At 60.1% G+C, this 26768-nt stretch carries 23 protein-coding genes; 3 read left to right on the plus strand and 20 right to left on the minus strand.

Annotated features, from left to right (window positions below):
* Positions 1–25: 25 nt before the first annotated feature.
* A complete protein-coding gene (gene guaA, locus Q7V46_RS08000; protein ID WP_304913006.1) occupies positions 26–1642 on the minus strand; it encodes a glutamine-hydrolyzing GMP synthase in 1617 nt (538 codons plus the stop codon).
* A 67-nt stretch (positions 1643–1709) separates the two neighbouring features.
* Complete coding sequence (guaB, locus tag Q7V46_RS08005; RefSeq protein WP_304913007.1) at positions 1710–3179, minus strand: IMP dehydrogenase; 1470 nt, start codon at positions 3177–3179, stop codon at positions 1710–1712.
* A 184-nt stretch (positions 3180–3363) separates the two neighbouring features.
* Here guaB and Q7V46_RS08010 point away from each other — a divergent pair, with 184 nt between their 5' ends.
* Positions 3364–3909, plus strand: a complete 546-nt coding sequence (locus Q7V46_RS08010) for a DUF4124 domain-containing protein (protein WP_304913008.1) — start codon at positions 3364–3366, stop codon at positions 3907–3909.
* On the opposite strand, the gene Q7V46_RS08015 is transcribed toward Q7V46_RS08010, so the two are convergent.
* The gene (locus tag Q7V46_RS08015) at positions 3903–4232 is read right to left on the minus strand and encodes an RnfH family protein (protein ID WP_304913009.1); all 330 of its coding nucleotides are present in this window, start codon (positions 4230–4232) and stop codon (positions 3903–3905) included. The genes Q7V46_RS08010 and Q7V46_RS08015 overlap by 7 nt on opposite strands.
* A 19-nt stretch (positions 4233–4251) precedes the next feature.
* Positions 4252–4698, minus strand: a complete 447-nt coding sequence (locus Q7V46_RS08020; protein ID WP_304913010.1) for a type II toxin-antitoxin system RatA family toxin — start codon at positions 4696–4698, stop codon at positions 4252–4254.
* Between the two features lie 166 nt (positions 4699–4864).
* On the opposite strand from Q7V46_RS08020, the gene smpB reads away from it, so the two are divergent.
* Positions 4865–5356, plus strand: a complete 492-nt coding sequence (gene smpB, locus Q7V46_RS08025; protein ID WP_304913011.1) for an SsrA-binding protein SmpB — start codon at positions 4865–4867, stop codon at positions 5354–5356.
* A gap of 7 nt (positions 5357–5363) precedes the next feature.
* Here smpB and Q7V46_RS08030 read toward each other — a convergent pair whose 3' ends face one another.
* The 14 genes from Q7V46_RS08030 to Q7V46_RS08095 all read right to left on the minus strand — a co-directional run bounded on the left by Q7V46_RS08030 (position 5364) and on the right by Q7V46_RS08095 (position 23177).
* The gene (locus Q7V46_RS08030; RefSeq protein WP_304913012.1) at positions 5364–6464 is read right to left on the minus strand and encodes an enoyl-CoA hydratase/isomerase family protein; all 1101 of its coding nucleotides are present in this window, start codon (positions 6462–6464) and stop codon (positions 5364–5366) included.
* A gap of 24 nt (positions 6465–6488) precedes the next feature.
* Entirely contained in the window at positions 6489–7499 is a 1011-nt protein-coding gene (locus Q7V46_RS08035) for a DMT family transporter (protein ID WP_304913013.1), read from the minus strand.
* 105 nt (positions 7500–7604) lie between these two features.
* Complete coding sequence (gene typA / locus Q7V46_RS08040) at positions 7605–9431, minus strand: translational GTPase TypA (protein ID WP_304913014.1); 1827 nt, start codon at positions 9429–9431, stop codon at positions 7605–7607.
* A complete protein-coding gene (gene truB, locus Q7V46_RS08045; protein WP_304913015.1) occupies positions 9428–10402 on the minus strand; it encodes a tRNA pseudouridine(55) synthase TruB in 975 nt (324 codons plus the stop codon). Before truB ends, typA begins: the two co-directional genes overlap by 4 nt.
* A 2-nt stretch (positions 10403–10404) precedes the next feature.
* Positions 10405–10776 carry a 30S ribosome-binding factor RbfA gene (rbfA, locus tag Q7V46_RS08050; protein WP_304913016.1) on the minus strand — a complete coding sequence of 124 codons (372 nt, stop codon included), beginning with the start codon at positions 10774–10776 and terminating at the stop codon, positions 10405–10407.
* 63 nt (positions 10777–10839) lie between these two features.
* A complete protein-coding gene (infB, locus tag Q7V46_RS08055) occupies positions 10840–13740 on the minus strand; it encodes a translation initiation factor IF-2 (protein ID WP_304913017.1) in 2901 nt (966 codons plus the stop codon).
* 31 nt (positions 13741–13771) lie between these two features.
* Entirely contained in the window at positions 13772–15271 is a 1500-nt protein-coding gene (gene nusA / locus Q7V46_RS08060; protein WP_304913018.1) for a transcription termination factor NusA, read from the minus strand.
* Between the two features lie 51 nt (positions 15272–15322).
* The gene (gene rimP / locus Q7V46_RS08065) at positions 15323–15937 is read right to left on the minus strand and encodes a ribosome maturation factor RimP (protein ID WP_304913019.1); all 615 of its coding nucleotides are present in this window, start codon (positions 15935–15937) and stop codon (positions 15323–15325) included.
* A gap of 317 nt (positions 15938–16254) precedes the next feature.
* Entirely contained in the window at positions 16255–16464 is a 210-nt protein-coding gene (locus Q7V46_RS08070) for a DUF2788 domain-containing protein (RefSeq protein WP_304913389.1), read from the minus strand.
* 8 nt (positions 16465–16472) lie between these two features.
* The gene (locus Q7V46_RS08075; protein WP_304913020.1) at positions 16473–17291 is read right to left on the minus strand and encodes a DUF2189 domain-containing protein; all 819 of its coding nucleotides are present in this window, start codon (positions 17289–17291) and stop codon (positions 16473–16475) included.
* A gap of 130 nt (positions 17292–17421) precedes the next feature.
* Positions 17422–19077 carry an ABC transporter ATP-binding protein gene (locus Q7V46_RS08080; protein ID WP_304913021.1) on the minus strand — a complete coding sequence of 552 codons (1656 nt, stop codon included), beginning with the start codon at positions 19075–19077 and terminating at the stop codon, positions 17422–17424.
* A gap of 5 nt (positions 19078–19082) precedes the next feature.
* A complete protein-coding gene (locus Q7V46_RS08085; RefSeq protein ID WP_304913022.1) occupies positions 19083–20117 on the minus strand; it encodes an ABC transporter permease in 1035 nt (344 codons plus the stop codon).
* Positions 20117–21142: a microcin C ABC transporter permease YejB gene (locus Q7V46_RS08090; protein ID WP_304913023.1), complete on the minus strand. Its 1026-nt coding sequence runs from the start codon at positions 21140–21142 to the stop codon at positions 20117–20119. The genes Q7V46_RS08085 and Q7V46_RS08090 overlap by 1 nt, the downstream gene beginning before the upstream one ends.
* A 226-nt stretch (positions 21143–21368) precedes the next feature.
* The gene (locus tag Q7V46_RS08095) at positions 21369–23177 is read right to left on the minus strand and encodes an extracellular solute-binding protein (protein WP_304913390.1); all 1809 of its coding nucleotides are present in this window, start codon (positions 23175–23177) and stop codon (positions 21369–21371) included.
* Between the two features lie 80 nt (positions 23178–23257).
* Here Q7V46_RS08095 and fabI point away from each other — a divergent pair, with 80 nt between their 5' ends.
* Positions 23258–24055 carry an enoyl-ACP reductase FabI gene (gene fabI / locus Q7V46_RS08100; protein WP_304913024.1) on the plus strand — a complete coding sequence of 266 codons (798 nt, stop codon included), beginning with the start codon at positions 23258–23260 and terminating at the stop codon, positions 24053–24055.
* 38 nt (positions 24056–24093) lie between these two features.
* Here fabI and Q7V46_RS08105 read toward each other — a convergent pair whose 3' ends face one another.
* Together Q7V46_RS08105 and Q7V46_RS08110 are read right to left on the minus strand one after the other, a co-directional pair.
* Positions 24094–24318 carry a YdcH family protein gene (locus Q7V46_RS08105; protein WP_304913025.1) on the minus strand — a complete coding sequence of 75 codons (225 nt, stop codon included), beginning with the start codon at positions 24316–24318 and terminating at the stop codon, positions 24094–24096.
* Positions 24319–24356: 38 nt separating this feature from the next.
* Positions 24357–26636 (minus strand): arginine/lysine/ornithine decarboxylase, encoded by a 2280-nt coding sequence (locus Q7V46_RS08110; RefSeq protein ID WP_304913026.1) that lies wholly within the window; start codon positions 26634–26636, stop codon positions 24357–24359.
* Between the last annotated feature and the right edge of the window lie 132 nt (positions 26637–26768).

Raw genomic sequence — 26768 nt, forward strand, 5'->3', positions numbered from 1 at the left:
CAGACAAGTGACCTGTCGACTACTTTCACTCCCACTCGATGGTGGCCGGTGGCTTGCTGCTCACGTCGTAGGTCACGCGATTGATGCCGCGCACCTCGTTGATGATCCGGCTGCTGACCTTCTTGAGCAGCGCGTACGGCAACTCCGCCCAGTCGGCAGTCATGAAGTCGCTGGTCTGCACGGCGCGCAGTGCCACCACGTAGTCGTAAGTGCGGCCGTCGCCCATCACGCCCACACTCTTGACAGGCAGGAACACGGTGAAGGCCTGGCTGGTCAGGTCGTACCAGCTTTTGCCGCTGGGATGATCGATCGTGGAGCGCAGCTCTTCGATGAAGATGGCGTCGGCGCGGCGCAACAGATCGGCGTATTCCTTTTTTACTTCGCCCAGAATTCGCACGCCCAGTCCAGGGCCCGGGAACGGGTGACGGTAGACCATGTCGTGTGGCAGGCCCAGCGCCACACCCAATTCCCGTACCTCGTCCTTGAAAAGGTCGCGCAAGGGTTCCAGCAGTTTCAGGCCCAGTTGCTCGGGCAGGCCACCCACGTTGTGGTGGCTCTTGATCGTCACAGCCTTCTTGCTCTTTGCGCCACCGGACTCAATAACATCCGGGTATATGGTGCCTTGTGCCAACCACTTGGCGCCTTTTGTTGATGCACCACTTGAGATGAGCTTGGCCGCTTCGGCCTTGAAAACTTCGACGAACTCGCGGCCGATGATCTTGCGCTTGGCTTCCGGGTCGCTCACGCCGGCAAGGTGACCGAGGAACTGGTTGGCCGCGTCCACCCGGATAACCTTGGCGTGCAGCTTGCCGACGAACATGTCCATCACCATGTCGCCTTCGTGCAGGCGCAGCAGGCCATGATCAACAAACACACAGGTCAGCTGGTCGCCAATGGCCCGGTGGATGAGGGCGGCCGCAACTGATGAGTCCACTCCGCCGGACAGCCCGAGGATCACTTCCTCGTCTCCCACCTGATCGCGGATCTTCTGCACCGCTTCCTCGATGTGATCGCGCATCACCCAGTCAGGCTTTGTCTTGCAGATGTCGAGCACGAAGCGCTCCAGCATCGCCCTGCCCTGCACCGTGTGCGTCACCTCGGGATGGAACTGCACCGCGTAGTAGCCCCGGACCTCGTCTGCCATACCTGCGATCGGACAGCTGTCGGTGCTGGCCATCAGCTTGAAACCGGGCGGCAGTTCAGTGACCTTGTCGCCGTGGCTCATCCAGACCTTCAACATGCCATGACCTTCGGGCGTGGTGAAGTCGGCGATGTCCTTGAGCAATGCCGTGTGGCCACGTGCGCGGACTTCGGCGTAACCGAATTCTCTGGTTTGGCCTGCCTCCACCTTGCCGCCCAGTTGCTGAGCCATTGTTTGCATGCCGTAACAGATGCCCAGCACGGGCAACCCCAGCTCAAAGACCGCGTCAGGCGCCTTGTCGTCCACTTCGTAAACGCTGGCATGGCTACCGGAAAGGATCACCCCCTTGAGTTGGCCGTCCGCAGCAAACGCACGTACCCAGTCGCTGCTCACATCGCAAGGGTGGACCTCGCAATAGACATGCGCTTCACGTACGCGTCGAGCAATGAGCTGTGTGACCTGGGAGCCGAAATCGAGGATGAGAATTTTCTGATGCTGCATGGAAGACTCGTGTCGGGTCGAAAAAAAGAAAGGCCGTCTCGCTGGACGGCCTGCGGGGCGGTGGGGGTCAGTCCGCCCGGTAGTTGGGTGCCTCTTTCGTGATCTGCACATCGTGCACGTGGCTCTCACGGATGCCGGCAGACGTGATCTCAACGAACTCGGCCTTGTGGCGCATGTGCTCGATGGTGGGACAACCGCAGTAACCCATGGAAGCCCGCAAACCCCCTGCCATCTGGTACAGGATGGACACGACAGAGCCCTTGTAGGGCACCCGGCCCTCTATGCCCTCGGGCACCAGCTTGTCTGCGTTCGGATTGCCTGTGCTGGATTCCTGGAAGTAACGGTCGGCACTGCCCTGTTGCATCGCGCCAATGGAACCCATGCCGCGGTAGCTCTTGTAGCTGCGCCCCTGGAACAGAACGATCTCGCCCGGCGCCTCTTCGGTACCGGCAAACATGCCACCCATCATCACGGTGTTGGCGCCTGCGGCGATGGCCTTGGCGATGTCGCCGCTGTAGCGGATGCCGCCATCCGCAATCATGGGAACACCGGTGCCCTGCAAAGCCGAGGCCACATTGTCAATTGCCATGATCTGGGGAACGCCCACCCCTGCGACGATGCGGGTGGTACAGATCGAGCCTGGGCCAATACCCACTTTCACCCCGTCTGCGCCTGCCTCCACCAAAGCAGTGGCTGCACCCCCGGTAGCGATGTTGCCACCGATCACATCCACCTGCGGGTAGTTCTGCTTGACCCAACGCACCCTGTCGAGCACACCCTTGCTGTGTCCATGGGCGGTATCCACCACGATGGCATCCACACCCGCCTTGACCAAAGCTTCCACGCGCTCTTCGGTTCCCTCGCCGACCCCCACAGCAGCCCCCACGCGCAAACGCCCCGCTGCATCGCGCGCGGCATTGGGGAAATTGAGCTGCTTGGTGATGTCCTTGACCGTGATCAGCCCTTTGAGTTCGAACGCGTCATTGACCAGCAGCAGACGTTCCAGCTTGTGCTTGTTGAGCAGGGCTTTGGCTTCTGCGGGCGTGGTGCCATCAGGCATCGTGATCAGTCGCTCGCGCGGCGTCATGATCTCACTCACTGGCAGGTCATAGCGTGTCTCGAACCGAAGATCGCGCCCGGTAACGATACCCACGACATTGCCACCGTCCACCACGGGGAAGCCGGAGATCCCAAGCTCGTCAGACAGCCTCATGACTTCACGGATCGTGGTGTGGGAAGTGATGACCACCGGATCGCGCAGTACGCCGGACTCATAGCGCTTGACCTTGGCCACTTGCGCAGCTTGCTCCTGGGCAGTGAGATTCTTGTGAATGATCCCGATGCCGCCTTCCTGCGCAATGGCGATGGCCAGGCGAGCCTCTGTCACGGTGTCCATGGCTGCCGACACGAGCGGCAGATTGAGGTGGATGTTCCGGGAAAACTGGGTCGCGAGCGAAGCGTCCTTGGGAAGGATCTGCGAGTACGCTGGCACCAGCAACACGTCGTCGAAGGTGAGCGCTTTGCCGAGGAGGCGCATGGGAAAAAGCTCCAAAAGCACCATTGTATCCGGCGACCAACGGTGCTTTTGCGGAGACAGGCGTCGGCGTTTCCGTCGCAAAGCGGTTGTTTTGGTGCCCAAAACGCCATGGAAACCGCCTCTTGCACGCCACATGCGAGATGCTCGCCACCACGGCCTGCAGAGCCGGCGCTAAACTGCGCAAATGGCACAAATCTCTTCTCATCGCCAGTTGTGGTGCAAGCCCTTGGCGGCAATCGTTCTGCTGGCGATCAGTCAGGTCGCTGTCGCGCAATGGCAGTGGGTGGACAACACCGGGCGCAAGGTTTTCAGTGACACGCCCCCTCCAGCGGGTATCCCTGACAAGAACGTGCTTCAACGTCCAGGTGCACGTGCACCGGTCGCGCCCCCCGCCGAACCTGGCGAAGAGGCCGCCAGTGCTGCAGCACCCGCGGCTCCGAAGCCGCCTGCCCGAGACGAGCAACTCGAAGCCCGTAAACGTCAGGCAGAGGCAGCAGAAGAAGCCAAGAAGAAGGCCGATGATGCCCGCGTTGCCAAGTTGCGTGCAGAGAACTGCGAGCGCGCTCAGCGCGCCAAGGCGACCATGGATTCTGGTGTTCGCATTGCAACGACCAATGCCAAGGGAGAGCGTGAAATCATGGACGACGCAGCTCGCGCTGCCGAGACGCGCCGACTGAGCGACATCATGCAACGCGATTGTGGTGGTGCACCCGCCCAGCAGGCTCAGTAGCCTGCCTTGGAGCCAGGCCGTCGCTGTGCAAACAGGCCGGCAGATCTGGCGCCTTGTCCGACAAACCGCTCGCGTCGAGCCACCTTCGGGTCCACCCGCAGCGCTCGGTAGACCTCCACCCTGTCACCTTCCCGCAGGGGCGTACTCGGACTGGCTCTGCGCCCCCAGATGCCGAAAGTCATGGCGGCCGAGCCGATCTCAGGGTGCGCGTCCATCCAACCAGACTTCAGCATCGCGTCGCCCAAGGTGGCGCACGACGGCAATTGCAGCGTGGCCTCAAGCACCTGGCGAGGCGATGGTGAATACAGCAGATCGACTTTCAAACAATCTCCGAGCGTTTGCTCACTTCACGCCGTAGACCTGATCCGCACGCCTGACAAACGCATCGACCAGGTTGCCTGCGATCTTGTCGAACACCGGCCCCACGAGGGTTGCCAGGGTCTGGCTGGAAAAACCATAGGTCAGGGTGAACTCCACCTTGCAGGCACGCTGTGAAGGCTCACCCAGCGCAGTGAACACCCAGCACCCATCGAGGTGGGAAAACGGTCCATCCACCAGCTCCATGGTCACTCTGTGGTCGTCCTCGTGGGTGTTTCGCGTGGTGAAGCTCTGCCGCACGCCACTGATCGCGATGCCTACGCGCGCCACCATGCTGTTTTCGGATTGTTCGAGCACCTCACCACGTTCGCACCAGGGAAGGAACCGGGGGTAGTGTTCGACATCCGTCACCAGAGCGAACATCTCGTGAGCGCTGTGCCAGAGCAGCACGGACTTGTGAATGGTTTTCATACAATGCAGGGTTCGCGCAAGCACATGTGTTGGCTGGGCCGGTATGTCTTGCGACCGTGCCGACCGACACAGAAGCCGCAAAGTATGTGCTTCTTCCAGAGTCCGTCTGCACTCCTTCATTGTATTGGTCTTGCATATCCCCTTGCGTGGCCCCACCTGCTTCCACATGGCCTCATCCTCGAACAAATCCACCACCAAAGGTGTCGACAGCCGCATCGCCGAAAACCGCAAGGCCATCTTCAACTATGCCATTGAAGAACGCTTTGAGGCCGGTATGGTGCTGGAGGGCTGGGAGGTCAAGGCACTGAGAGAAGGAAAGGTGCAATTGACCGACGGCTACGTGGTGGTTCGCTCAGGCGAGCTGTTTCTCATCGGATGCCAGATCAACCCGCTCAACACCGCGTCCACGCATGTGAGTCCAGACAGTGTGCGCACCAAGAAGCTGCTGCTTCACAAAGAGCAGATCCGCAGACTGGTAGGCAAGGTCGAGCAAAAAGGCTACACACTCGTGCCACTGAACCTGCACTGGAAGAGTGGCAAGGTCAAATGCGAGATCGCATTGGGCAAAGGCAAAGCGGAACACGACAAACGCGACACCATCAAGGATCGCGAGGGCAAGCGCGAAGTGGAGCGCGTAATGAAATCACGCCATCGGTGACGGTCAGTCAGCCCAGCGCCTTGAGTGGATGGGCGTGTGCGGGCCATGGCTGCAGGAAGAAAGCAGACACCTGCTCGGCTGACACCTCTTCGATGGCGGCGGGATGCCAACGCGGCTTGTGATCCTTGTCGATGGCCAGTGCCCGGATGCCTTCTGCCGTTTCACTGCCAGCGCCCGGGCGCAGGTGAAAGCACCGTCTCACCAGGCCGCGTTCCATTCGAAGATCGTCGGCCAGACCCATGCCCCGCGCGCGACGCACCTGTTCCAGTGTGACAGCCAGCATCAACGGCGAGCGCAGGCGCAATGCGGCCAATGTGCTGCGTCCCCAGTCGCTATCGGTCTTTGTCAGGGCAGTGATCATGTCTGCAACTGTGTCCAGCCCGAACACCCGGTCCACTTCTTTCATTGGCCAGGAAGGCGCTGGCGCCGTGGTGCTGAGATGACTGGCACACCAGCGCTCGACGGAGGCGCCATTCTCAAAAGGGGTTCGTGCCAGCGAAGCCCACAAACCGGGCAACCGACCTGAGTCTATATATCCATCGGCCAGACCCGCCGCCATGGCCTCTCGTCCACCAAGAGCGTGGCCGGTGAGTGCAAGGTACTCGCCCAAACGGCCAGCGCACCGGCTCAGGAAGTAGCCGCCCCCCACATCCGGAAACAGCCCGATCAGTGTCTCGGGCATTGCGAGTTTGCTGCGCTCGGTCACGATGCGCTGGCTGGCACCTTGACTGATGCCCATGCCGCCGCCCATGACGATGCCATCCATGAAGGCGATGTAGGGCTTTGGAAAGGTGTGTATCAGGTGATTGAGCGAATACTCCTCTGTGAAAAAGTCTTCGAGTTCTGGATTGCCGGTCAAAGCGGCCTGGTGGAAAAAACGAATGTCTCCACCCGCGCAGAAGGCTCCAAAAGGACCTTCCTTGCCTGCGCCGCGCACGGCGATGGCCAGCACATGGTCGTCTTCACGCCACGACACCAGTGCATGGGTGATGGCTCGAATCATGTCCAAAGACAAGGCATTGAGCGCCTTGGGTCGATTGAGGGTGATGCACCCTACGCGACCCTGGACTTCCACAACAACGTTCGATTCAGCAGAAGATATGGTCATGGCCTATTTTTCCGGTACACCCTGTCATTGTGGATGTTTGTTGACGGTCTGGATGCGCGGCGACCCGGTGCGGGATCGCCATCCCAGCAATTCGTTCACGACCAGTGCCGCAATCACCACACTGCCTCCCAGCAGCACTTCGCTTCCCGGCGCTTCGTGTGCCCACAACCAGGCAAGAAGAATACCGAAAATCACTTCCAGCAGCGCCAGCAGCGACACCTCGGGTGCCTTGAGCACCCGTGCACACACCACGCACAGGGCACACGGAATGGCCAATTGAACCAGGCCCAGCAAAGCCAGCCAGGCGATGTCCATACCGGTCGCGGCAAATGGCAAGGCCAGAGGAAGCGTGACCAGCGTTGAGATGACTGCACCAAGCAATACCGATGGCACGAGATCAATCTTCTCCCCATGGGTTTGCCCTCGCTGAACCACCGTCCAGTTCACCGCGGCAGCCATGGGAACACAAAGCGCAATCAGGGACCCGATGACCAGACTGGACGTTCCTATGCCGGGTTCGCTGATGGCTTCAAGGAACTGGCTCCCGTACATGTGGAGGATGCCAAGGCCCGCCACCACGATGGCCAGCCAGGTACGCAAGGCAAGGCGCTGACCGATGAACACGCGTGCAACCAATGCCGTGAACAAGGGCCCCACCGACATGATGACCAAGACATTGGCCACGCTGGTGAATGTCAGCGCCAGCATGAAGGCTGTGAACATCACACTCCAGCAGGCACCTGAAATCCAGAGCGCTTTGGATTTTGCATGCACCCCCCAATGCCGCTGAAGCCATCCGGTTTCGGATTCTTCTTCAATCAGCAAGCCCATTTGCCGGTCGAAATGCCGCCAGACAGGCAACATCACAAACAGCGAGAGCGCAGTGAATGCGCTGCGCCAGAACGTGATCTCAAACCGGGCCGCCGACTCCAGCTGACGCGACACCACGCCAGCGATCGACCACATGAGTGTGACTGCAAGCATGAGAAAAACCGCCTGGGAATGGGTCAGGCGGCTGAGTGCTCGAAATGGCATGGCTGGATGTCTGACAGACGGGCGGCACACCTGAGTGCGCACGAGCAGCAGGAGTGAGCCTCTCTGTGAACCGTGCCCCGCAACACGCGCGGGGCACACAGGGAGTCACACGTCTCGGCTGGCGCGCTTGCGCTCATGCTCCTTCAAGTAGCGCTTGCGCAGGCGCACGCTCTTGGGCGTGATTTCGACCAGTTCATCATCTTCGATGAACTCGACACCGTATTCCAGCGTCAGGTCAATCGGAGGTGTGATCTTGATCGCATCTTCCTTGCCACTGACGCGGAAGTTGGTCAGCTGCTTGGTGCGCGTGGCGTTGACGACCAGGTCGTTGTCGCGGCTGTGAATGCCGACGATCATGCCTTCGTACACGGGGTCGTTCGCTCGCACGAACATGCGGCCGCGGTCGTCCAGCTTGCCCAGTGCGTAGGTGAAGATTTCACCGTCGTCCATGGAGATCAGCACGCCGTTCTTGCGGCTTCCGATGTCGCCCTTGTGCGGCTCGTAGCTGTCAAAAATATTGGAGATCAGGCCAGAGCCGCGGGTCAGGTTCAGGAATTCGTTGGTGAAGCCGATCAGGCCTCGTGCGGGAATGCGGTACTCCAGACGCACACGACCACGACCATCCGGCTCCATGTTCACGAGCTCGCCCTTGCGCTCGCCCAATGCCTGCATCACACCACCTTGATGGGTTTCTTCGATGTCGGCTGTCACCAGTTCAATAGGCTCGCACTTCACACCGTCGATTTCCTTGAACACCACCCGCGGCTTCGAAACGGCCATTTCGTAGCCTTCACGGCGCATGTTCTCAAGCAGGATCGTCAGGTGCAGTTCACCGCGCCCCATGACTTCAAACACACCTTCTTCACCAGTTTCGTTGACGCGCAGCGCCACGTTGTGCTGCAGCTCTTTTTGCAGGCGGTCCCAGAGTTGGCGGCTGGTCACGAACTTGCCTTCGCGGCCAGCCAGCGGGCTGGTGTTGACACAGAAATTCATGGTCAGGGTGGGTTCGTCCACCTTGAGCATCGGTAGCGGTGCCGGGTTGAGGGGATCCGTCACCGTCACGCCAATGCCGATATCGGCAATACCGTTGATCAAGACGATGTCGCCAGGGCCGGCTTCGGTCACCTGCACACGGTCCAGGCCGTGGAAGGTCAGCACGTTGTTGACGCGGCCCTTGATGGCCTTGCCGTCGGGTCCTTCCATCACCAGCACATCCATGGCGGGCTTGATGGTGCCCTGGCTGATGCGGCCCACACCAATACGGCCCACAAAGGTGGAAAAATCAAGGGCAGAAATCTGCAACTGCAGCGGCGCGGCCGGGTCGCCGCTCTGCGCGGGCACATGCTTGAGCACCGTGTTGAACAGCGCCGACATGTCGGGGCCCCACTGTTCGCCAGGTTCACCCTCCACCAGAGAGGTCCAGCCGTTGATGCCGGAGGCGTACACCACGGGGAAGTCGAGCTGTTCGTCGTTGGCGCCGAGTTTGTCAAACAGGTCGAAGGCGGCGTTGATGACCGCATCAGGGCGAGCACCCGGCTTGTCGACCTTGTTCACCACCACGATGGGTTTGAGGCCCAGTGCCAGGGCCTTCTTGGTCACGAATCGGGTCTGAGGCATGGGGCCTTCCTGCGCGTCGATCAGCAGCACAACGCCGTCCACCATGGAAAGCGCGCGCTCCACCTCGCCACCGAAGTCCGCGTGGCCGGGGGTGTCGACGATGTTGATGTGGGTTCCTTCCCAGCTCACGGCACAGTTCTTGGCCAGGATGGTGATGCCGCGCTCACGCTCGATGGCGTTGTTGTCCATCACGGTGTCGACCACTTTTTCGTGGTCGGCAAATGTGCCGGACTGTCGGAGCAACTGATCAACCATGGTGGTTTTTCCATGGTCAACGTGGGCGATGATGGCGATGTTGCGGATTTGTTTGCTCATGATGCGGTTTCCAGAATTTGCTGTATTTCAATGGGGCTCAGCAGCCGCCCCGGGATAAGTTCGCCCGCCTGCACATGGGCACTGCCCAGAAGCACATCGGATGCACAAGGCTGTTCGCCTTGAGGTTGAGGGCCAAAAACCGCTATGCGGTCGCTGTCGGGCCAGCTTCCACGTCGGCGCACACCGCTGAGGAATCGTCCGGCATTCTCGGCGTCCAGAGTGACCGGGGTGTGTCCTTCCAGCAAGTTCCGCACCGGTAACAGCGTGCATGTGCGTTCGGCTTCCGTCATGGACGCCAGTGTGTCCAGCGTCACGCATTGGGATTCATTGAAGGGACCTGTCGCAATCCTGCGCAGCATGCTCAGATGCCCCCCGCAACCCAGCGCTTCGCCAATGTCTTCGCCCAGTGTGCGGATGTAGGTGCCTTTGCTGCATCGCACCCGGAGCGACAGATGCGGCGATTCACCGTCGAGTTGCATGCTGATCAATTCAAGCTCGTGGATGAACACCTGCCTGACGGGTCGATCCACCACCTCACCCTGGCGGGCATATTCATATAGGGCCTTACCGTCCTTTTTCAGTGCACTGTGCATGGGCGGCACCTGCCCGATGGGGCCGGTAAAACGATCCAGCACTTCCACCACCTCCCCTGGCGTGCAAGTCACGTGCCTGAGTTCGATCACATCACCTTCGGCGTCGCCGGTGCTGGTCTTCACGCCCAGGCGAACCGTGGTTTGGTAGGTCTTGTCGGCGTCCAGATGCAATTGGCTGAACTTGGTGGCAGCCCCGAAGCAAAGCGGAAGCACGCCAGAAGCCAATGGATCCAATGTTCCGGTGTGACCCGCTTTTTCGGCGCGCAGCAACCACTTGGCTTTCTGCAAAGCCTGGTTGCTGGAAAGTCCCAGCGGTTTGTCCAACAACAACACCCCATGCACAGGGCGCCGTTGCACCCTGGTGCGTGGCGCGTCCATGCTCATTCTTCGTTCTTGGAACGTGAGGCAACAGCCTTGGAAATCAAGGCATTCATGTCAGCCGCGCGCTCCGTGGTGCGGTCGAAAACGAAATGCAGCGTAGGTACCGTGTGAATATGCAGTCGCTTGAACAAACCAGATCGAAGGAACCCTGCGGCAGCGTTCAACCCTTGCAAGGTTTCGTCCGGGTTGCCTGTGAGCAGGCTGAAGAACACTTTGGCATGCGCATAGTCGGGCGTGACCTCAATCGCATTGATCGTGACCATGCCCACCCGGGGGTCCTTCAGCTCGCGTGCGATCAACTCCGTCAGATCACGCTGGATCTGGTCGGCCACTTTGAAGCTGCGGTTGGGAGTACTGGATTTTTTTGGCATGTCACGGTGCATTGCATCGAGCACTTTCCACTTTCACCGGAAAGTACCCGACGCTGAAACATCTCACAAGGTCCTGGCAACTTCCTTGACCTCGAAGAACTCCAGCTGATCACCTTCCTTGATGTCGTTGTAGTTCTTGAGCTTGATACCGCACTCGAAGCCTTCCTTGACTTCGCGCACATCGTCCTTGAGGCGCTTGAGTGTGTCGATCTCGCCAGTGTAGATGACAACGTTTTCGCGCAGCAGGCGGAAGTGGGCATTGCGGGTGACCTGACCCGAAGTGACCATACAGCCCGCGACGGTCCCGATTTTGGAAGCCACAAACACGGTACGAATCTCCGCAGAGCCAATGATCTCTTCGCGCTTCTCCGGCGCCAGCATGCCCGACATGGCCGCCTTGAGCTCATCGACAGCATCGTAGATGATGTTGTAGTAGCGAAGATCGACATCGTTGCCTTCGGCCAGCTTGCGGGCACCCACTTCAGCACGGACGTTGAAACCGATGATCACCGCCTTGGAGGCAATGGCCAGATTGACATCTGATTCGCTGATCCCGCCGACCCCTGCAAACACGAGCTGCACCTTGACTTCGTCGGTCGAGAGCTTGAGCAGCGAGGAGGCCAGGGCTTCCTGCGAACCCTGCACGTCAGCCTTGACGATGATCGGCAGAACCTTGACTTCGCCGGCGGTCATGTCAGTGAACATGTTCTCCAGCTTGGCTGCCTGCTGCCTGGCCAGCTTGGTGTTGCGGAATTTGCCGGCACGGTAAGTTGCGATTTCACGGGCGCGCCGCTCATCGAGCATGACCATGAAATCATCGCCTGCCTGGGGTACTTCCGCCAGGCCCTGAATTTCCACCGGAATCGACGGACCCGCCGATTTGATCGGCTTGCCGTTTTCGTCAAGCATGGCCCGTACACGGCCTGAGGTCTGACCGACCAAGACCACGTCGCCGGTCTTGAGTGTGCCACTCTGCACCAGTACGGTCGCCACCGATCCGCGACCCTTGTCGAGTCTGGCCTCGATCACCAGGCCCTTGGCCATCGAATCAACAGGCGCCTTGAGTTCGAGCACTTCGGCTTGCAGCAACACCTGTTCAAGCAAGGCGTCAACGCCCTCGCCGGTCTTGGCGGAAACGCCAACGAAAGGCACATCGCCGCCAAACTCTTCTGGGACCACTTCCTCTGCCACCAGCTCGGAACGAACCTTTTCGATGTTGATGCCGGGCTTGTCGATTTTGGTGATGGCCACCACCAGAGGCACCCCTGCCGCTTTTGCGTGCTTGATGGCTTCTTTGGTCTGGGGCATGACACCATCGTCTGCGGCACACACCAGAATCACGATGTCGGTCGCCTGGGCACCTCGGGCACGCATGGCAGTGAATGCCTCGTGACCCGGGGTGTCAAGGAACGACACCATGCCCCGCGGCGTTTCCACATGGTAGGCGCCAATGTGCTGGGTGATACCGCCTGCTTCGCCCGCTGCCACTTTGGCGCGGCGGATGTAATCCAGCAGGGAGGTCTTGCCGTGATCGACGTGGCCCATCACTGTGACCACAGGCGCGCGGGGCAGGAGTTCCGCTTCCAGCTGTGTGGTGTCATCGTCGGTGAATGCTTCTGGATCGTCCAGAGCAGCCACGACCGCCTTGTGCCCCAACTCCTCCACCACGATCATGGCGGTGTCCTGATCCAGTGGCTGGTTGATGGTGACCATCTGGCCCAGTTTCATCAGTTGTTTGATGACCTCGGATGATTTGAGGCTCATCTTGTGAGCCAGTTCGGCCACCGTGATCGTTTCCGGCACATGAACCTCGATCACCTTGAGCTCGGTCGGTGCCACGAAGCTGCTCTGGCCGCTGTCGCGCGAATCGCGCGAATCGCGACGGCCACCACGTGGACCACCCCGCCAGTTCGATCGTCCGGCGCTGGTGTCACCGCGGGTCTTGATTTCCTTCTTCTTGGCCGCGTCGTCTTTCCATGTCGAAGACAGGTTTTCGGATTTGACTTCCTTCTTGCCTGCCGCGACAGACGCACCTGCTGCGGGCGCACCCGTGGCTGGCTTGCCCGGTGTACCGGCCGGCTTGTGCAGTGTTCCCTTGATGGGGGGGGTGGCTGCCTTGGGATCGGGTTCGGGCTTTTTTGCGACAAGCGTCTTGGCAGGCGCAGCCATCATGGCCCGGATATTGGCTGCCTCGGCTTCAGCCTTGCGGCGGCGGTCCACGAGATCCTGGGCGCGCGCGTCTTCGACCTTCTTGGCCTCTGCGTTCTTGGTGGCCAATGTCTTGGCTGCTGTGACACGAGCTTCGGATGCTTTTGCCTCAGCCTCCTTCTGCTCGGCGCGCGCAGCCACTTCGGCGTCGTCAGGCGACACGCCCAGTGGCTCGGCAACGGCTTTCTCGGTCTTGGCTTTCGACCTGGCTTTGCTCGCCGCTTCAGCAGCTTCCCGGGCCTGCTCGGCCTGCTCGGCTTTGGCGGCCTCGCGGGCTTCTTCAGCCTCACGGTCTCTGCGTTTTTGCGCCAGTTCTTCTTCCTGGCGGCGCAATAGCTCAGCTTGTCGGCGGGCGTCTTCTTCTCTGCGTGCCAACTCCTCTGTGTCGACCACTGGCGCCCGCGCCACGACTTCTGCCTCGGCTTCGGCTTGCTCCTCTGGGACCACCACCTCGTCTTCACGCTTGATGAAGGTGCGCTTCTTGCGCACTTCTACCTGAATGGTGCGTGCACGCCCGGTGGCATCCGCCTGCTTGATCTCGGTCGTCGACTTCTTGACCAATGTGATCTTCTTGCGCTCGCCACTGGCTGTGCCGTGACTGGCCTTGAGGTGACCCAGCAGCTTTTGCTTGTCAGATTCGTTGACGGGATCAGACCCGGATGTTTTGGGCACCCCTGATGCGGAGAGTTGCTCCAGCAAAAGGGATGTGGGCTTGTTCAGTTCGGCAGCCAATTCGGCGACGGTGGTACTGGTCATAGGTTCTTTTCTCCGCTGGGGCCTCCGCTGGTCAGTTGGAAGATGACGCTTGTTCACCGGCGAACCAGTGAGCGCGGGCCAGCATGATCAGGGCGGTGGCCTCTTCGGGCGACTGTCCGGTGATATCGGTCAATTCGTCGGTGGCCAGATCGGCCAGTTCATCCCTTGTGTGCACGCCGGCATCAGCCAGCTTGCCAATCAGTTCGTTGTTCATGCCCTCGAGGTCGCGCAGGTCCTGCGAGACTTCTTCCACACTTTCTTCGCGTGCAATTTCCATCGTCAGCAAAGCGTCCTTTGCGCGAGCGCGCAATTCGTTGACCGTGTCTTCGTCGAAGGATTCGATCTCCAGCATTTCCTGGATCGGCACATAGGCCACCTCTTCCAGGCTTGTAAAGCCTTCTTCAATGAGGATGTCGGCAATTTCCTGGTCCACGTCGAGCTTGGCCATGAACACCGTGCGAATGCCATCGGCCTCCTCGGCCTGTTTCTGAGCCGATTCGTCAGCGGTCATGATGTTGATGCGCCAGCCCGTCAGTTCGGACGCCAGCCGCACATTTTGACCACCTCGACCAATGGCAATCGCAAGGTTTTCCTCGTCGACAACCACATCCATGGCGTGGCGCTCTTCGTCCACGACGATGGAGACCACGTTGGCAGGCGCAAGGGCACCGATCACGAACTGGGCCGGATCGTCCGACCAGAGCACGATGTCAACCCGCTCACCGGCCAGTTCATTGGTGACACCGTTGACGCGCGAGCCCCGAACACCCACACAGGTGCCAATGGGATCGATGCGCTTGTCATGCGACTGCACGGCGATCTTGGCGCGCGAACCAGCATCACGGGCACAGGTTTTGATTTCCAGCAGGCCCTGTTCGATTTCAGGCACTTCCTGACGAAACAGCTCGATCATGAATTCAGGTGCAGAACGGGACAACAGAATCGGCGCTCCGCGCAATGTCAGGTCCACCTCCATGATCATGGCGCGAACACGGTCACCGGTTCGGAAATTTTCCTTAGGGATCATTTCGCTCCGCTTGAGGCGACCTTCGACACGTCCGCTCTCAATGATCAGGTCGCCTTTGTCCATGCGCTTGACGGTACCGACAAACACCTTGTCGCCGCGAGACATGAAGTCGTTGAGAAGCATCTCACGCTCGGCGTCGCGGATTTTCTGCAGGATCACCTGTTTGGCGGCCATGGCTCCAATACGGCCAATCGGCACACTCTCCACCGGCTTCTCGATGTAGTCGCCCTCTTCGATATCAGGAATCTCATCCCGGGCGTCGGTCAGCAGCTCTTCGGCGTCGGGATTCTGCAGGCCAGCTTCATCGGGTACGACCAGCCAACGGCGGAATGTTTCGTAGGAGCCATTGTCGGGATCCATGGCGACACGAATGTCCACGTCACCCTTGTACAGCTTCTTGGTAGCGGAGGCCAGCGCAAGCTCGACCGCACCCAGCACCAGATCGCGCTCAACGTTCTTCTCGCGTGAGATCGCATCGATCAGCATCAACATTTCGCGATTCATTTCACTCGCCCGCCTTTCCGAATATCGTGCCCAGGGTCACAATGGTTTTTTTCATTCATCTGACGCGGCATCGCCGTCGTCTCTCATCTCTACAGCAGGGGCTCTACGCCCCTTGAAATTCACTATGGGCGCAAGCCGAGCCTGCTGCACTTCATTCAAAGCAAAGGCCATCGCCTGCATGGGTGCAGGCTGGCGCTTTTTGCTGACGCGCTGGCCTGGCTTGGGCTCTGGCGCATCGCTCCAGACAATCTGCCACCGCTCTGCATCGGCAGCGCGCTCCAACGTACCTCGAAACTTTTTCCGGTTTGCCGAAATATCAGAGCCGGTCACACCGATCGGCTCTTTCAGGGTGATGTCCACCACCTGACCCTCAAACCGGACGTAATCCATTTCCTTCTTGAGGGGTCGATCAATGCCGGGCGACCCCACTTCAAGGCGTCGGTAATCCACGTTCTCCACCTCCAGCAGGTACTGAAGCTGGCGTGTGATCTTTTCGCAATCTTCTACAGTCACAAACTTTTCTTCCAGCACATCCTGGCCAGTCGCTGCAGGCGCCCAAGGCCAGTCGATGGTGACCCGCAGCAACCCACCAGCAGATCGTTCGAGATCCACCAGGTCAAAACCCAGTCCTGTGACGGTTTGCTCTACGGTGTCTTGCCAGGCCATTGGAGGTGATGCGCGCCCTGAGGGTTTGTGGGTTGAGAAAAGCGTTCGGCCAAAAAAAATGGGCCGGTAGTAACCCGCCCATTTGGTCGTGAAGGCAGGATTGTAACGCTTTCAACGTGTTGTTTGCAAGATCGCGCCAATCATTTGCCCAGGAGCCTTCTCAGCAGAAGGCATCGAAGCGAAACGCGCTAAAACCGAGGATCGTGTGGTGAGATCGACAAACCCAGGGGGCCTGGGCGAAAGCGGTGGCACCGCAGGGACCGGTTTGTCGCGCGTTGCAGCCGATGCGCCTTCTGCCGGGCAGGCTCCCATCGCATTCAGATTCCGAGCATCCACTGGATGAGGTTCTTGGCCATGAATCCCATCATCCCGAAAGAAAGAACAAGGAAAAGGATAAATGTTCCGAACTTGCCCGCCTTTGATTCCAGAGCCAGATTCAGGACAATGAAGAGCATGTAGAGAATGAAGGCGCCGACCCCGAACGTCAGCCCGAACTGGGCGATTTGCGCTTCTGTATAGCCAAACAGGGTGTTGTTCACGGGTTGGACCCATCCACAGGGCCGGGCGCGCCGTTGGAGGATCCGTGCACGTCTCGACCGACCAGGTCACAGTAGGCATGCCAACTGGCGTGCCCGACAAGGGGAACCAGCACGACCAGCCCCAGCAATGCGGACAACATGCCGGCGACCATCAATACCCCGATCACCACGGCCCACAACACCAGGGGCCCCGGATAGCTGGCCACTGTGCGCCAGCTTTGCGCCACGGCCATGCTCACCGGCACCGAGGTATCCACCAGCATGGGCAGCGCGATGACACTGGACGCATACACAGGCGCTGCAAGCAATGCACCCAGCAATACCCAGACCTCAAACAGACCCAGTTCACGCACCAGAACCACATGACGCAGGAAATCCACCGGCTTTTCGATCGGGACAGGCGACCACAAGGTGATCAGCCCGGCCGAGGTCAGCACCCAGCCGGTGCCCGCCAAGCCCAGCAACAAACCAAATCGCACCAGACGGCCATCGCCGGATCGCCAGAGCGCAATCACGTTTCCGAGCCCGGCTCGCCGCCCTTCCTGGCCGGCTTTGCTGATGCTGTAGAGACCCGTTGCCAGAATGGGCGCCACGATCAGGAAGCCAGAAAATGCGCCAGCCAGCAACCAGAACCGGTCGCTCGCAGCCCACAGCAGCATCCAGCCAAACACGGCCAGCAGCAAGCCATGTGCCAGACCGGGCACGGGGTTGCGGCGAAGATCACGCCATCCCAGAATGATCCACCGCAACGGTGATTTCAGGTCGACAGAGTGTGAAGGTGCCGGGTGGGAAGCTTGGGATATGGCGTCGTTCATGCAGGCATTCTGAGCGCAACAGGTGCTTTTCTGCCCAACGAATGCGCCGCAGTTGAAAGATATTCTGCCTGGGTGCGCTCATCAGCCATTGATCGATGTCAATGCTGCGAAGCGCTGCAGAGCGAAAGCGTCAGGCTGCGGCTTGAACCAGCGCCTTTGTATAGGGGTGTTCCGGTGACTGAAGCACTTGCTGGATTGGGCCGTACTCAACGACCGCACCGTCCTTCATGACCAACACGTCATGTGCCATGGCCTGAATCACGTCCACATCGTGGGTAATCAACAGGTAACTCAAGCCTCTCTCCTGTTGCAAGCGTTGCAACAAGGCCAGCACCTGTTTCTGAACAGTCACATCCAGAGCACTCGTTGGCTCGTCCAGCACCAGCAATTCCGGGTCGATGATGAGCGCCCTGGCAATGGCGAGCCGCTGCCTCTGCCCACCTGAAAACTCGTGGGGGTAGCGCTGCAACCAGTCGCCGCCTCGCTGCGGGTCGTCCACCAGCCCCACATCGGCCAGAGCGGTCACCACCCGTTCTCGGCGATCCGCCACGGACAGCCCTGGCTGGTGCACCAGAAGGCCTTCACCCACGATCTGCTCGATGGTCATGCGCGGAGAAAGCGAAGAAAACGGATCCTGAAACACCACCTGAACTCGTTGTCGCAGCGCGCGGCTTCGGCCCATCTTGCGAGCGTCCACCCAGTCTGTCCCTCGCAAATCCAGCTCACCCTGATAGGGCAGCAAGCCGAGCACCGCCAGGGCGAGGGTGGATTTACCCGAGCCGGACTCCCCGATGACGCCCAGTGTCTGACCGGTCCCGATCCGCAAGTCTGCTGCCTGCACGGCGACAAACTCGCCCTTTTTGAACCAGCCACGCAAGCCGGGCAAAGGCACGGGGTAGCTCACCCGCAGGGCCTTGGCCTCCAGCACCGCCTCCGACGGTACGTCATCGCCAGCCACCTCAACCACGTTGCGCTCGGGCTTGCTGGCCAGCAGCATCTGGGTGTATGGATGCGTGGGCGTCGAGAACACTGCTTCCACACCGCCCTGCTCCACCAGGTACCCGCGCTCCATCACCGCCACGCGGTCGGCAAACCGGCGTACCAGATTGAGGTCGTGTGTGATGAGCAAGACGGCCATGCCGTGTTGCCGCTGCAGGTCGGTAAGCAGATCCAGAATCTGGCCGCGCAGGCTGACATCGAGCGCAGTCGTCGGCTCATCGGCCAGCAACAGCTTGGGCTGGCTGGCCAGTGCCATGGCGATCATGGCGCGCTGGCGCTGGCCTCCGCTGAGTTGGTGGGGAAAGGCATCGGCCCGGCGCGCAGGTTCAGGTATGCCCGTGGAGGCCAGCAACTCCACCGTGGCCGCCAGCGCCTGGCGAGGCGTCATGCCCTTTTTGAGTTGCAGCACTTCGGCGATCTGATCGCCCACCGTGTAGAGCGGATTGAGCGCGCTCATCGGCTCCTGAAAAATGACCGCCACCTCGTCGCCGCGAACACCACGCAACTGATGTTCGCTCATCTGCAACAGATCGCGGCCCTGCAACATCGCGGAGCCGGACACCTCGGCGTTCTGAACCAGGCGCAACAAGGACAGCGCAGACACTGTCTTGCCAGATCCCGACTCACCCACCAGCGCGAGTTTTTCGCCCGCCTGAATGACGAAATCCATGCTGTGCACAACCGGCTGGCCACCGAAGGAAACCCGCAGGTTTTTGACTTCCAGCAGCGGAGAAGCGCGCCCTGCCGCCGGGCCGTCCCAAGGCTGGGCCGCAGAGGGAAGCGTCATGGCGCTCATTTGTCCGCCTTTCTGGGATCCAGTGCATCTCGCAGTGCATCGCCCATGAAGGTCAGCAACAGCAGGGTGATCACGAGCACGGCGAAGGTGGACATGGAAATCCACCACGCGTCAATGTTGTTCTTGCCCTGACTCAACAGCTCTCCCAGTGAAGGTGTGCCAGGCGGCACGCCCAACCCAAGAAAGTCCAGTGATGTGAGGGCCAGAATGGCCGCGCTCATGCGGAACGGCAGAAAAGTCACCACCGGCGTAAGACTGTTGGGCAGCACATGGCGCCAGATGATTTGCCAATTGGAAAGCCCCATCGCCCGGGCCGACCGCACGTAATCCAGCTGGCGGTTGCGCAGGAATTCTGCGCGCACATAGTCCGACAGCCCCATCCACCCGAACAGACTCAAAAGGATCAGCAGCAGGCTGATGCTGGGCGCAAACACCGCTGAGAAGATGATGAGCAGGTACAACTCGGGCATGGAGCCCCAGATCTCGATGAAGCGCTGGAAGGCCAGATCGATCTTGCCGCCGAAGAAGCCCTGCACCGCACCGGTGACGATGCCAAGCACAATGCCGATGGCGGTGAGCGCCAGCGCAAACAGCACGCTCACGCGAAAGCCATAGATCAACTGAGCCAGCAGGTCCCGCCCCCGGTCGTCGGTGCCCAGCCAGTTGGCCATGGTGGGGCCCGCCGGGTTGGGCGATTCGGCGAAGTAGTTGATGGTGTTGGCGCCATAGGGGTTGGGCGCGAACAGCGCCCAGTTGTCGCCCTTGGAGAGCTGCTCCTGAATGAACGGATCAAGGTAGTCGGTGGCGGTGTCGAAATCGCCGCCGAAAACGGTTTCAGCGTGGTCCTGAAAGATGGGGAAGTAGGTCTGCCCTTCGTAGCGCACCACAAGGGGTCGGTCGTTCGACAGCACTTCTGCGAACAGGCTTGCCACCACCAGCACACAGAAAATCACCAGGCTCCAGTAGCCCAGGCGGTTGCGCTTGAAACGTTGCCAGGCCCGCTGGCTTGGGCTGATCGATGCGCTGGCCATCAGTCGAACTTGACGCGGGGATCGACCCACACGTAACAAAGGTCAGAAATCAGCTTGGTCACCAGACCGATCAGCGTGAAGAGGAACAGCGTGCCCATCACCACCGGGTAGTCCCGCCGGATCACGCTTTCATAACTCAGCAGACCCAGGCCATCCAGCGAAAACAATGTCTCGATCAAAAGCGCGCCAGTGAAGAAAGCGCCAATGAAGGCAGCCGGAAAACCCGTGACGATAGGTATGAGCGCGTTGCGGAACACATGCTTCCACAGCACCTGCCGCTCCCCCAGGCCCTTGGCGCGGGCGGTCATCACGTATTGCTTGCGTATTTCTTCAAGGAAGGCGTTCTTCGTGAGCATGGCCGTGACGGCAAAGCTGCCAAGGACCATGGCGGTCACGGGCAGGGTGATGTGCCACAGGTAGTCCACGATGCGCGCGCCCCAACTGAGTTCTTCCCAGTTGGATGAGGTGAGCCCGCGCAGCGGAAACCACTGCAACTGGCCACCAAAAACCACCAGCAAAGCCAGGCCCAGCACGAAACCCGGAATGGCATAACCCACCAGCACCATCAGGGTGGTGACCAGGTCAAACCGGGAACCGGCCCTGACCGCCTTGGCAATACCCAGTGGCACCGCAACACCGTAGCTGATGAGAAATGTCCAGAGCCCCAGGCTGATGGACACCGGCATCTTCTCAACAATGAGCTCGGACACGGCCTTGTTCTGGAAAAAGCTGGTGCCCAGATCAAAGCGCGCAAAGCGACCCAGCATCTCGAAGAATCGCTCATGTGCCGGTTTGTCAAAGCCGTATAGTGCCTTGATCTGCTCAATGCGCTCCGAATCCACGCCCTGTGCCCCGCGGTACACCGAGCCCCCTTCGGCTGCCCCTCCCTCGGCACTTCGGGCCTCAGCCAGATACTGTTCCACGGGACCGCCGGGCACGAACTGAACAACAGCGAAGGTGATGATCAGCACCCCAAGCAAGGTGGGGATCATGAGCAGCAACCGCTTGAGAATGTAGACCCACATGGTCAGCTTGCCCCTTGATTCAGAAAAGAACGATAGTGCCTGCGCGCGGGCTCGAGTCCTGAAACTCCATGGAACCGGCTTTGCCGGGCCGCTGGTGTTGTCCCCTTGAGGGGGCTGAGGACCGCGGCTCCGGGCCTGCCTGCGCAGGCCTGGACGGGACGAAGAACCATCGGCTCTGACGATGGTGCGGCCTGCAGGGCACGCGCGAAGCCCGGCGCGGGGGTTCTCATTGCCTTGCCCACCACGTATCAATGGCCCACACCTCACCCGGCGCGTAGGGTGGCATCTCGGCCGGTCTTTCCAGGCGCCAGGCGTTGTAGGCCATGCGGTGCGTGGTGGCTGACCACTGCGGTATCAGCACATGGCTGTGGCTGATGGCCCGATCCAGCGCGCGGCAGGCACTCAGAAATTCTGGCCGCGTCTCGGCTGTGATCATGCGGGTGATCAGAGCGTCCACAGCCGGATTGGCGATGCCGGTGAAGTTGCCCGAGTCGGGCGTCTTGGCGGCCTCTGAGCCAAACATGTCGGCGTATTCAGAACCGGGATTGTGGGTACCCCCAAAGGCGAGTGTCAGCACGTCGAAATCGAAAGTCCGCAGACGCTGCTGGTACAGCGCGAAATCCACCGGCCGAAACCGCAACGTGATTCCGAGCTTTTCCAGGTTGCGTATCCAGGGCGCGACCACACGGGCACCCACCTCGTTGCTGTCCAGGTACTCGAGCACAAGGGGTTGCCCCGCTGCGTTCCTGAGCTCACCGCTCTGCACGCTCCATCCGGCCTCACGCAACAGCGCCTGGGCGCGGCGCAGATTCTGGCGCAACGAGTCGTCGCCGTCGGTGCGCGGTGGCAGGTAAGCCGGGCCAAACACGGCCGCAGGCAATTGCGAACGCAACGGCTCCAGCAATGCCATTTCTTCGGCACCAGGCAATCCGGTGGCCGAACAATCCGTGTTCCCGAACAGGCCCTGCACTCGCTGGTACGCGTTGTAGAACATCTGCCGGTTCATCCACTCGTAGTCGAAAGCCAGACCCAGGGCCTCTCGCACACGGATGTCGTCCAGCGGCTTGCGGCGGGTGTTGAGCACATAGCTCTGAAAGCCGGTGGGCATGCTGTGGGTGAATTCGCCTTTCACCAGTTCGCCGGTATCGAACTTGCGGCCCGTGACACGGCGCGCCCAGTCACCGGCTGAGAAGAAACGCATCAGATCGAACTCACCGGCCTTGAGAGCTTCCAGTCGCGCCGTGTTGTCCTTGTAGATCTTGACGGTGATGCGGTCAAAATTGGCGGTCCCCCGACGCACAGGCAAATCACGCGCCCAGTAAGCGGGGTCGCGCACGTAGGTGATGTCTCTGCCAAAGTTGACCGGGCCTATCTTGTAGGGACCACTACCGATGGGAATGTCGGTGACCACCTTGTCAAAGGTCTTGCGCTGCCCAGTCTGTGGATCCACTTCGTCGCCCCAGGCGCGGCTGAACACGGGCAGGCCGCCCACGGTCAGTGGCAGCTCCCGGTTCGGCACCCTGAACCTGTAGCGCACCGTGCGCTCGTCAATCACGTCCAGCCCTTCGACGTCGGCCAGAATGGTCTTGTAAGCGGGCGAGGTGAACGGGCCCATCAGCACGTCGAAGCTGTGTTTCACATCGGCAGCCAGCACCGGGTCGCCATTGTGGAAGCGCGCGTTGTCTCGCAGCCGGAACACGACCGAAAGCCCGTCGGGTGCCGCCCGCACGTCTTCAGCCAGCAAACCGTAACCCGCACCAGACTCATCCAGGGAGCCTGCCAGCAAGGAGTCGAACATCAGGTTCGAGAGGTACGCAGGCCCGTTGCCGCGCAAGGTGAACGGGTTGTATTTGTCGAAGGTACTGGTTCGCAGGTTGCTCACCAGCCTCAACTCGCCGCCCTTGGGTGCCTGGGGATTCACGTAGTCAAAATGAGTGAATCCATCGGGGTATTTGAGGTCTCCCCAGAGCGCGTAACCATGTGCGGCCCAGGCAGGCGATCCCTGCAAGAGCATGAAGGGCACCATGAAAAACATGGCAGCGCCCAGGGAGAGGTAGCGGCGAACAGAAATGCACATGCGACAATTCTGCTGGAATTTTCTTTGGAGATTGAACAATGGGTTTTCTAGCCGGCAAGAAATTGCTGATCACGGGCGTTCTGTCCAACCGGTCCATCGCCTACGGCATTGCCAAGGCCTGCCATGCACAGGGTGCAGAACTTGCATTCAGCTACGTGGGTGAGCGGTTCAAGGATCGCATCACCGAATTTGCTGCCGACTTCAATTCGACATTGATTTATGACTGCGATGTGGGCGACGATGCGCAAATTGCCAAACTCTTCGAAGACCTGGGCACCGTTTGGCCCAAGTTTGACGGATTCGTTCACAGCATCGGGTTCGCACCGCGCGAAGCCATCGCTGGCGACTTCCTGGAAGGCCTGACACGCGAGAACTTCCGGATTGCGCACGACATCAGTGCCTACAGCTTCCCGGCCATGGCCAAAGCCGCGTTGCCCATGCTCAACGACAAGGCCTCGCTCCTGACGCTTTCTTACCTGGGCGCACTTCGCACAATTCCCAACTACAACACCATGGGCCTGGCCAAGGCCAGCCTGGAATCTTCGGTGCGCTACCTTGCCGAGGCGCTGGGCCCGCGCGGCATGCGCGTCAACGGCATCAGCGCAGGCCCGATCAAAACACTGGCTGCGAGCGGTATCAAGGATTTTGGCAAGCTTCTGCGCATCGTCGCCAATGCATCACCACTGCGCCGCAACGTGACCATTGAGGACGTGGGCAACGTGGCAGCCTTTCTCCTGTCGGACCTCGCGTCCGGCATGACCGCCGAGATCACCTATGTGGACGGCGGTTTCAGCCAGACCGGTGGCATGAGCATGGACAGCGAACAGGCCGCGTAGCCGCAGTCCGCTGGAACCGCAATGGCGCCTGAGCGAACTCAGGCGCCTTTTTCTTGCGCTTTCTTCAGGATCACGTAGAGCTGGTCCTTCAGCAGCAGCTTTTCCTTCTTGAGTGTCTCGATCTCGGTTTGGCTGTTCGGCTGGATCTGCGCCTCCATGTTCTTGATGCGCTGATCCAGATCGTTGTGCTTGTCGAAGAGGCGGGTGAAGTGGATGTCGTGCCCCTTGAGGCGAGAGATGAGATCGCGGTATTCAGGAAACATCGGAGTCCTTTCGAAACAGCATTGATGAGCGATGAAGGTTACCCCGCTCTCACACAATCTGCGAAGTAGGCTTTCTTGCCGTCGGCGTCCGGCATCTCCACCAGGCCGTGGATGTCGGTCTCAAAGCCCGGGCACTGCGCATTGAATTCGCGAGCAAACTTGAGATAGTCCACGATCTTCTTGTTGAACACCTCACCTGGAATCAGCAAAGGTATGCCAGGGGGATACGGCGTGACCAGACTGGTGGTGATGCGCCCTTCCAGTTCATCGATCGGCACCCGCTCGGTGGTGCGGTGCGCAATGTGAGCGAAGGCGTCGCTCGGCTTCATGGCCGGCGTGAGGTCGCTCAGGTACATCTCGGTGGTCAATCGCGCAATGTCGTACCGCGCGTACAGAGCGTGTACGTGCTGGCAGAGATCGCGCAAACCCATCTGTTCGTAGCGCGGATGCTTCTGGCAGAACTCTGGCAGGATCCGCCACATGGGTTGATTGCGTGCATAGTCGTCTTTGAACTGCTGTAGCGCGGTCAGCAAGGTGTTCCAGCGGCCCTTCGTGATGCCGATGGTGAACATGATGAAAAAACTGTAGAGGCCGGTCTTTTCGACGACCACACCGTGTTCGGCCAGGAATTTCGTGACGATGGAAGCCGGTATGCCAGTCGTTTCGAACCGGCCATCCAGGTTGAGGCCCGGCGTGACAATGGTTGCCTTGATGGGGTCAAGCATGTTGAACCCAGGGGCCATGTCACCGAAGCCATGCCAGTCCTTGTCGTTGAAGGACACATCCTTCTGTTTGAGCACCCAGTCACCTGCCTCGCCCATGCCTTCATCAGCGAGGTCTTCGGGTCCCCAGACCTTGAACCACCAGTCGTCGCCGCCAAACTCGGCTTCGATCTTGCGCATGGCGCGGCGGAAATCGAGCGCCTCGAAGATGCTTTCCTCGACCAGCGCCCGCCCACCCGGAGGCTCCATCATGGCGGCCGCCACGTCACAGCTGGCGATGATCGCGTACTGCGGGCTGGTGCTGGTGTGCATCAGATAGGCCTCGTTGAACAGATGCCGGTCCAGCTTGACATTCTGTGAGTCCTGCACCAGCACATGACTGGCCTGGCTGATACCGGCCAGCAGCTTGTGGATGGACTGCGTGGCATAGACCACCGATTCCTTGGGACGTACGCGCTTCTTGCCCATGGCATGAAAATTACCGTAGAAGGGGTGGAAGGCCGCGTGCGGCAGCCACGCCTCGTCAAAGTGCAGGTTGGCCACGTAGCCGTCCAGCATCTGTTTGATGGCCTCGGTGTTGTAGAGCACTCCGTCGTAGGTGGACTGCGTCAGGGTAAGCACCCGCGGCTTCACGGTGGCGGCATCCACGCCTGCCAGCAAAGGGTTGGCGCGGATCTTGGCCTGAATCGCCTCGATTTCGAACTCGCTCTGGGGAATGGGGCCGATGATGCCGAAATGGTTGCGTGTGGGTTTGAGGAAGACCGGTATGGCGCCGGTCATGATGATGCTGTGCAACACGGATTTGTGACAGTTTCGGTCCACCACCACCACGTCGCCTGGCGCCACCGTGTGGTGCCACACGATCTTGTTGCTGGTGCTGGTGCCATTGGTCACGAAATAGCAGTGGTCTGCGTTGAAGATGCGTGCGGCGTTGCGCTCGGATGCGCCGATGGCCCCGTTGTGGTCGAGCAGCTGGCCCAGTTCTTCCACCGCGTTGCACACGTCGGCACGCAGCATGTTCTCGCCAAAGAACTGGTGGAACATCTGGCCCACGGGGCTTTTGAGGAATGCCACACCGCCCGAATGCCCGGGGCAGTGCCAGGAATAGGACCCGTCTTCAGCATAGTCGAGCAGTGCCTTGAAGAACGGTGGCTGAATGCCTTCCAGATAGCTCTTGGCTTCCCGGATGATGTGGCGCGCCACGAACTCCGGCGTGTCCTCGAACATGTGAATGAAGCCGTGCAGCTCGCGCAGGATGTCATTGGGCAGGTGGCGACTGGTCTTCGTTTCGCCGTAGATGTAGATCGGCACATCGGCATTCTTCCTGCGCACTTCATCAATGAAATTGCGCAGATTCAGCACCACCGGGTCCACGTCAGAGCCATGGCTGAATTCTTCGTCGTCGATTGAAAGAATGAAGGCGCTCGCCCGGCTCTGTTGCTGGGCAAACTGACTCATGTCGCCATAGCTCGTGACGCCGACCACCTCAAAGCCCTCTGCCTCGATGGCCTGTGCCAGTGCACGTATGCCCAGGCCAGAGGTGTTCTCGGAGCGGAAATCTTCATCGATGATGACGATGGGAAAACGGAATTTCATGTTGATCTCCAGCTGCGTGACCAGCTCAAATATGAGAAACGGGACCAGCTCAGCGGCCAATTGGCAGTCAGGCAGGCGCGAAGTGTACGGAAATCAGGCGGCATGCCTGCGATGAGATGGGCCTTTTGCCCG

Origin of the sequence: Hydrogenophaga sp. (genome assembly GCF_030651625.1) — a bacterium.
Lineage (GTDB): Bacteria > Pseudomonadota > Gammaproteobacteria > Burkholderiales > Burkholderiaceae_C > Hydrogenophaga.

Excerpts from the sequence above, each read along its gene's own strand:
- guaA (WP_304913006.1), bottom strand. The coding sequence starts at position 1,642 with ATGCAGCATCAGAAAATTCTCATCCTCGATTTCGGCTCCCAGGTCACA.
- guaB (WP_304913007.1), bottom strand. The coding sequence starts at position 3,179 with ATGCGCCTCCTCGGCAAAGCGCTCACCTTCGACGACGTGTTGCTGGTG.
- Q7V46_RS08010 (WP_304913008.1), top strand. The coding sequence starts at position 3,364 with ATGGCACAAATCTCTTCTCATCGCCAGTTGTGGTGCAAGCCCTTGGCG.
- Q7V46_RS08020 (WP_304913010.1), bottom strand. The coding sequence starts at position 4,698 with ATGAAAACCATTCACAAGTCCGTGCTGCTCTGGCACAGCGCTCACGAG.
- smpB (WP_304913011.1), top strand. The coding sequence starts at position 4,865 with ATGGCCTCATCCTCGAACAAATCCACCACCAAAGGTGTCGACAGCCGC.
- Q7V46_RS08030 (WP_304913012.1), bottom strand. The coding sequence starts at position 6,464 with ATGACCATATCTTCTGCTGAATCGAACGTTGTTGTGGAAGTCCAGGGT.
- Q7V46_RS08035 (WP_304913013.1), bottom strand. The coding sequence starts at position 7,499 with ATGCCATTTCGAGCACTCAGCCGCCTGACCCATTCCCAGGCGGTTTTT.
- typA (WP_304913014.1), bottom strand. The coding sequence starts at position 9,431 with ATGAGCAAACAAATCCGCAACATCGCCATCATCGCCCACGTTGACCAT.
- truB (WP_304913015.1), bottom strand. The coding sequence starts at position 10,402 with ATGGACGCGCCACGCACCAGGGTGCAACGGCGCCCTGTGCATGGGGTG.
- rbfA (WP_304913016.1), bottom strand. The coding sequence starts at position 10,776 with ATGCCAAAAAAATCCAGTACTCCCAACCGCAGCTTCAAAGTGGCCGAC.
- infB (WP_304913017.1), bottom strand. The coding sequence starts at position 13,740 with ATGACCAGTACCACCGTCGCCGAATTGGCTGCCGAACTGAACAAGCCC.
- nusA (WP_304913018.1), bottom strand. The coding sequence starts at position 15,271 with ATGAATCGCGAAATGTTGATGCTGATCGATGCGATCTCACGCGAGAAG.
- rimP (WP_304913019.1), bottom strand. The coding sequence starts at position 15,937 with ATGGCCTGGCAAGACACCGTAGAGCAAACCGTCACAGGACTGGGTTTT.
- Q7V46_RS08075 (WP_304913020.1), bottom strand. The coding sequence starts at position 17,291 with ATGAACGACGCCATATCCCAAGCTTCCCACCCGGCACCTTCACACTCT.
- Q7V46_RS08080 (WP_304913021.1), bottom strand. The coding sequence starts at position 19,077 with ATGACGCTTCCCTCTGCGGCCCAGCCTTGGGACGGCCCGGCGGCAGGG.
- Q7V46_RS08085 (WP_304913022.1), bottom strand. The coding sequence starts at position 20,117 with ATGGCCAGCGCATCGATCAGCCCAAGCCAGCGGGCCTGGCAACGTTTC.
- Q7V46_RS08090 (WP_304913023.1), bottom strand. The coding sequence starts at position 21,142 with ATGTGGGTCTACATTCTCAAGCGGTTGCTGCTCATGATCCCCACCTTG.
- Q7V46_RS08095 (WP_304913390.1), bottom strand. The coding sequence starts at position 23,177 with ATGTTTTTCATGGTGCCCTTCATGCTCTTGCAGGGATCGCCTGCCTGG.
- fabI (WP_304913024.1), top strand. The coding sequence starts at position 23,258 with ATGGGTTTTCTAGCCGGCAAGAAATTGCTGATCACGGGCGTTCTGTCC.
- Q7V46_RS08105 (WP_304913025.1), bottom strand. The coding sequence starts at position 24,318 with ATGTTTCCTGAATACCGCGATCTCATCTCTCGCCTCAAGGGGCACGAC.
- Q7V46_RS08110 (WP_304913026.1), bottom strand. The coding sequence starts at position 26,636 with ATGAAATTCCGTTTTCCCATCGTCATCATCGATGAAGATTTCCGCTCC.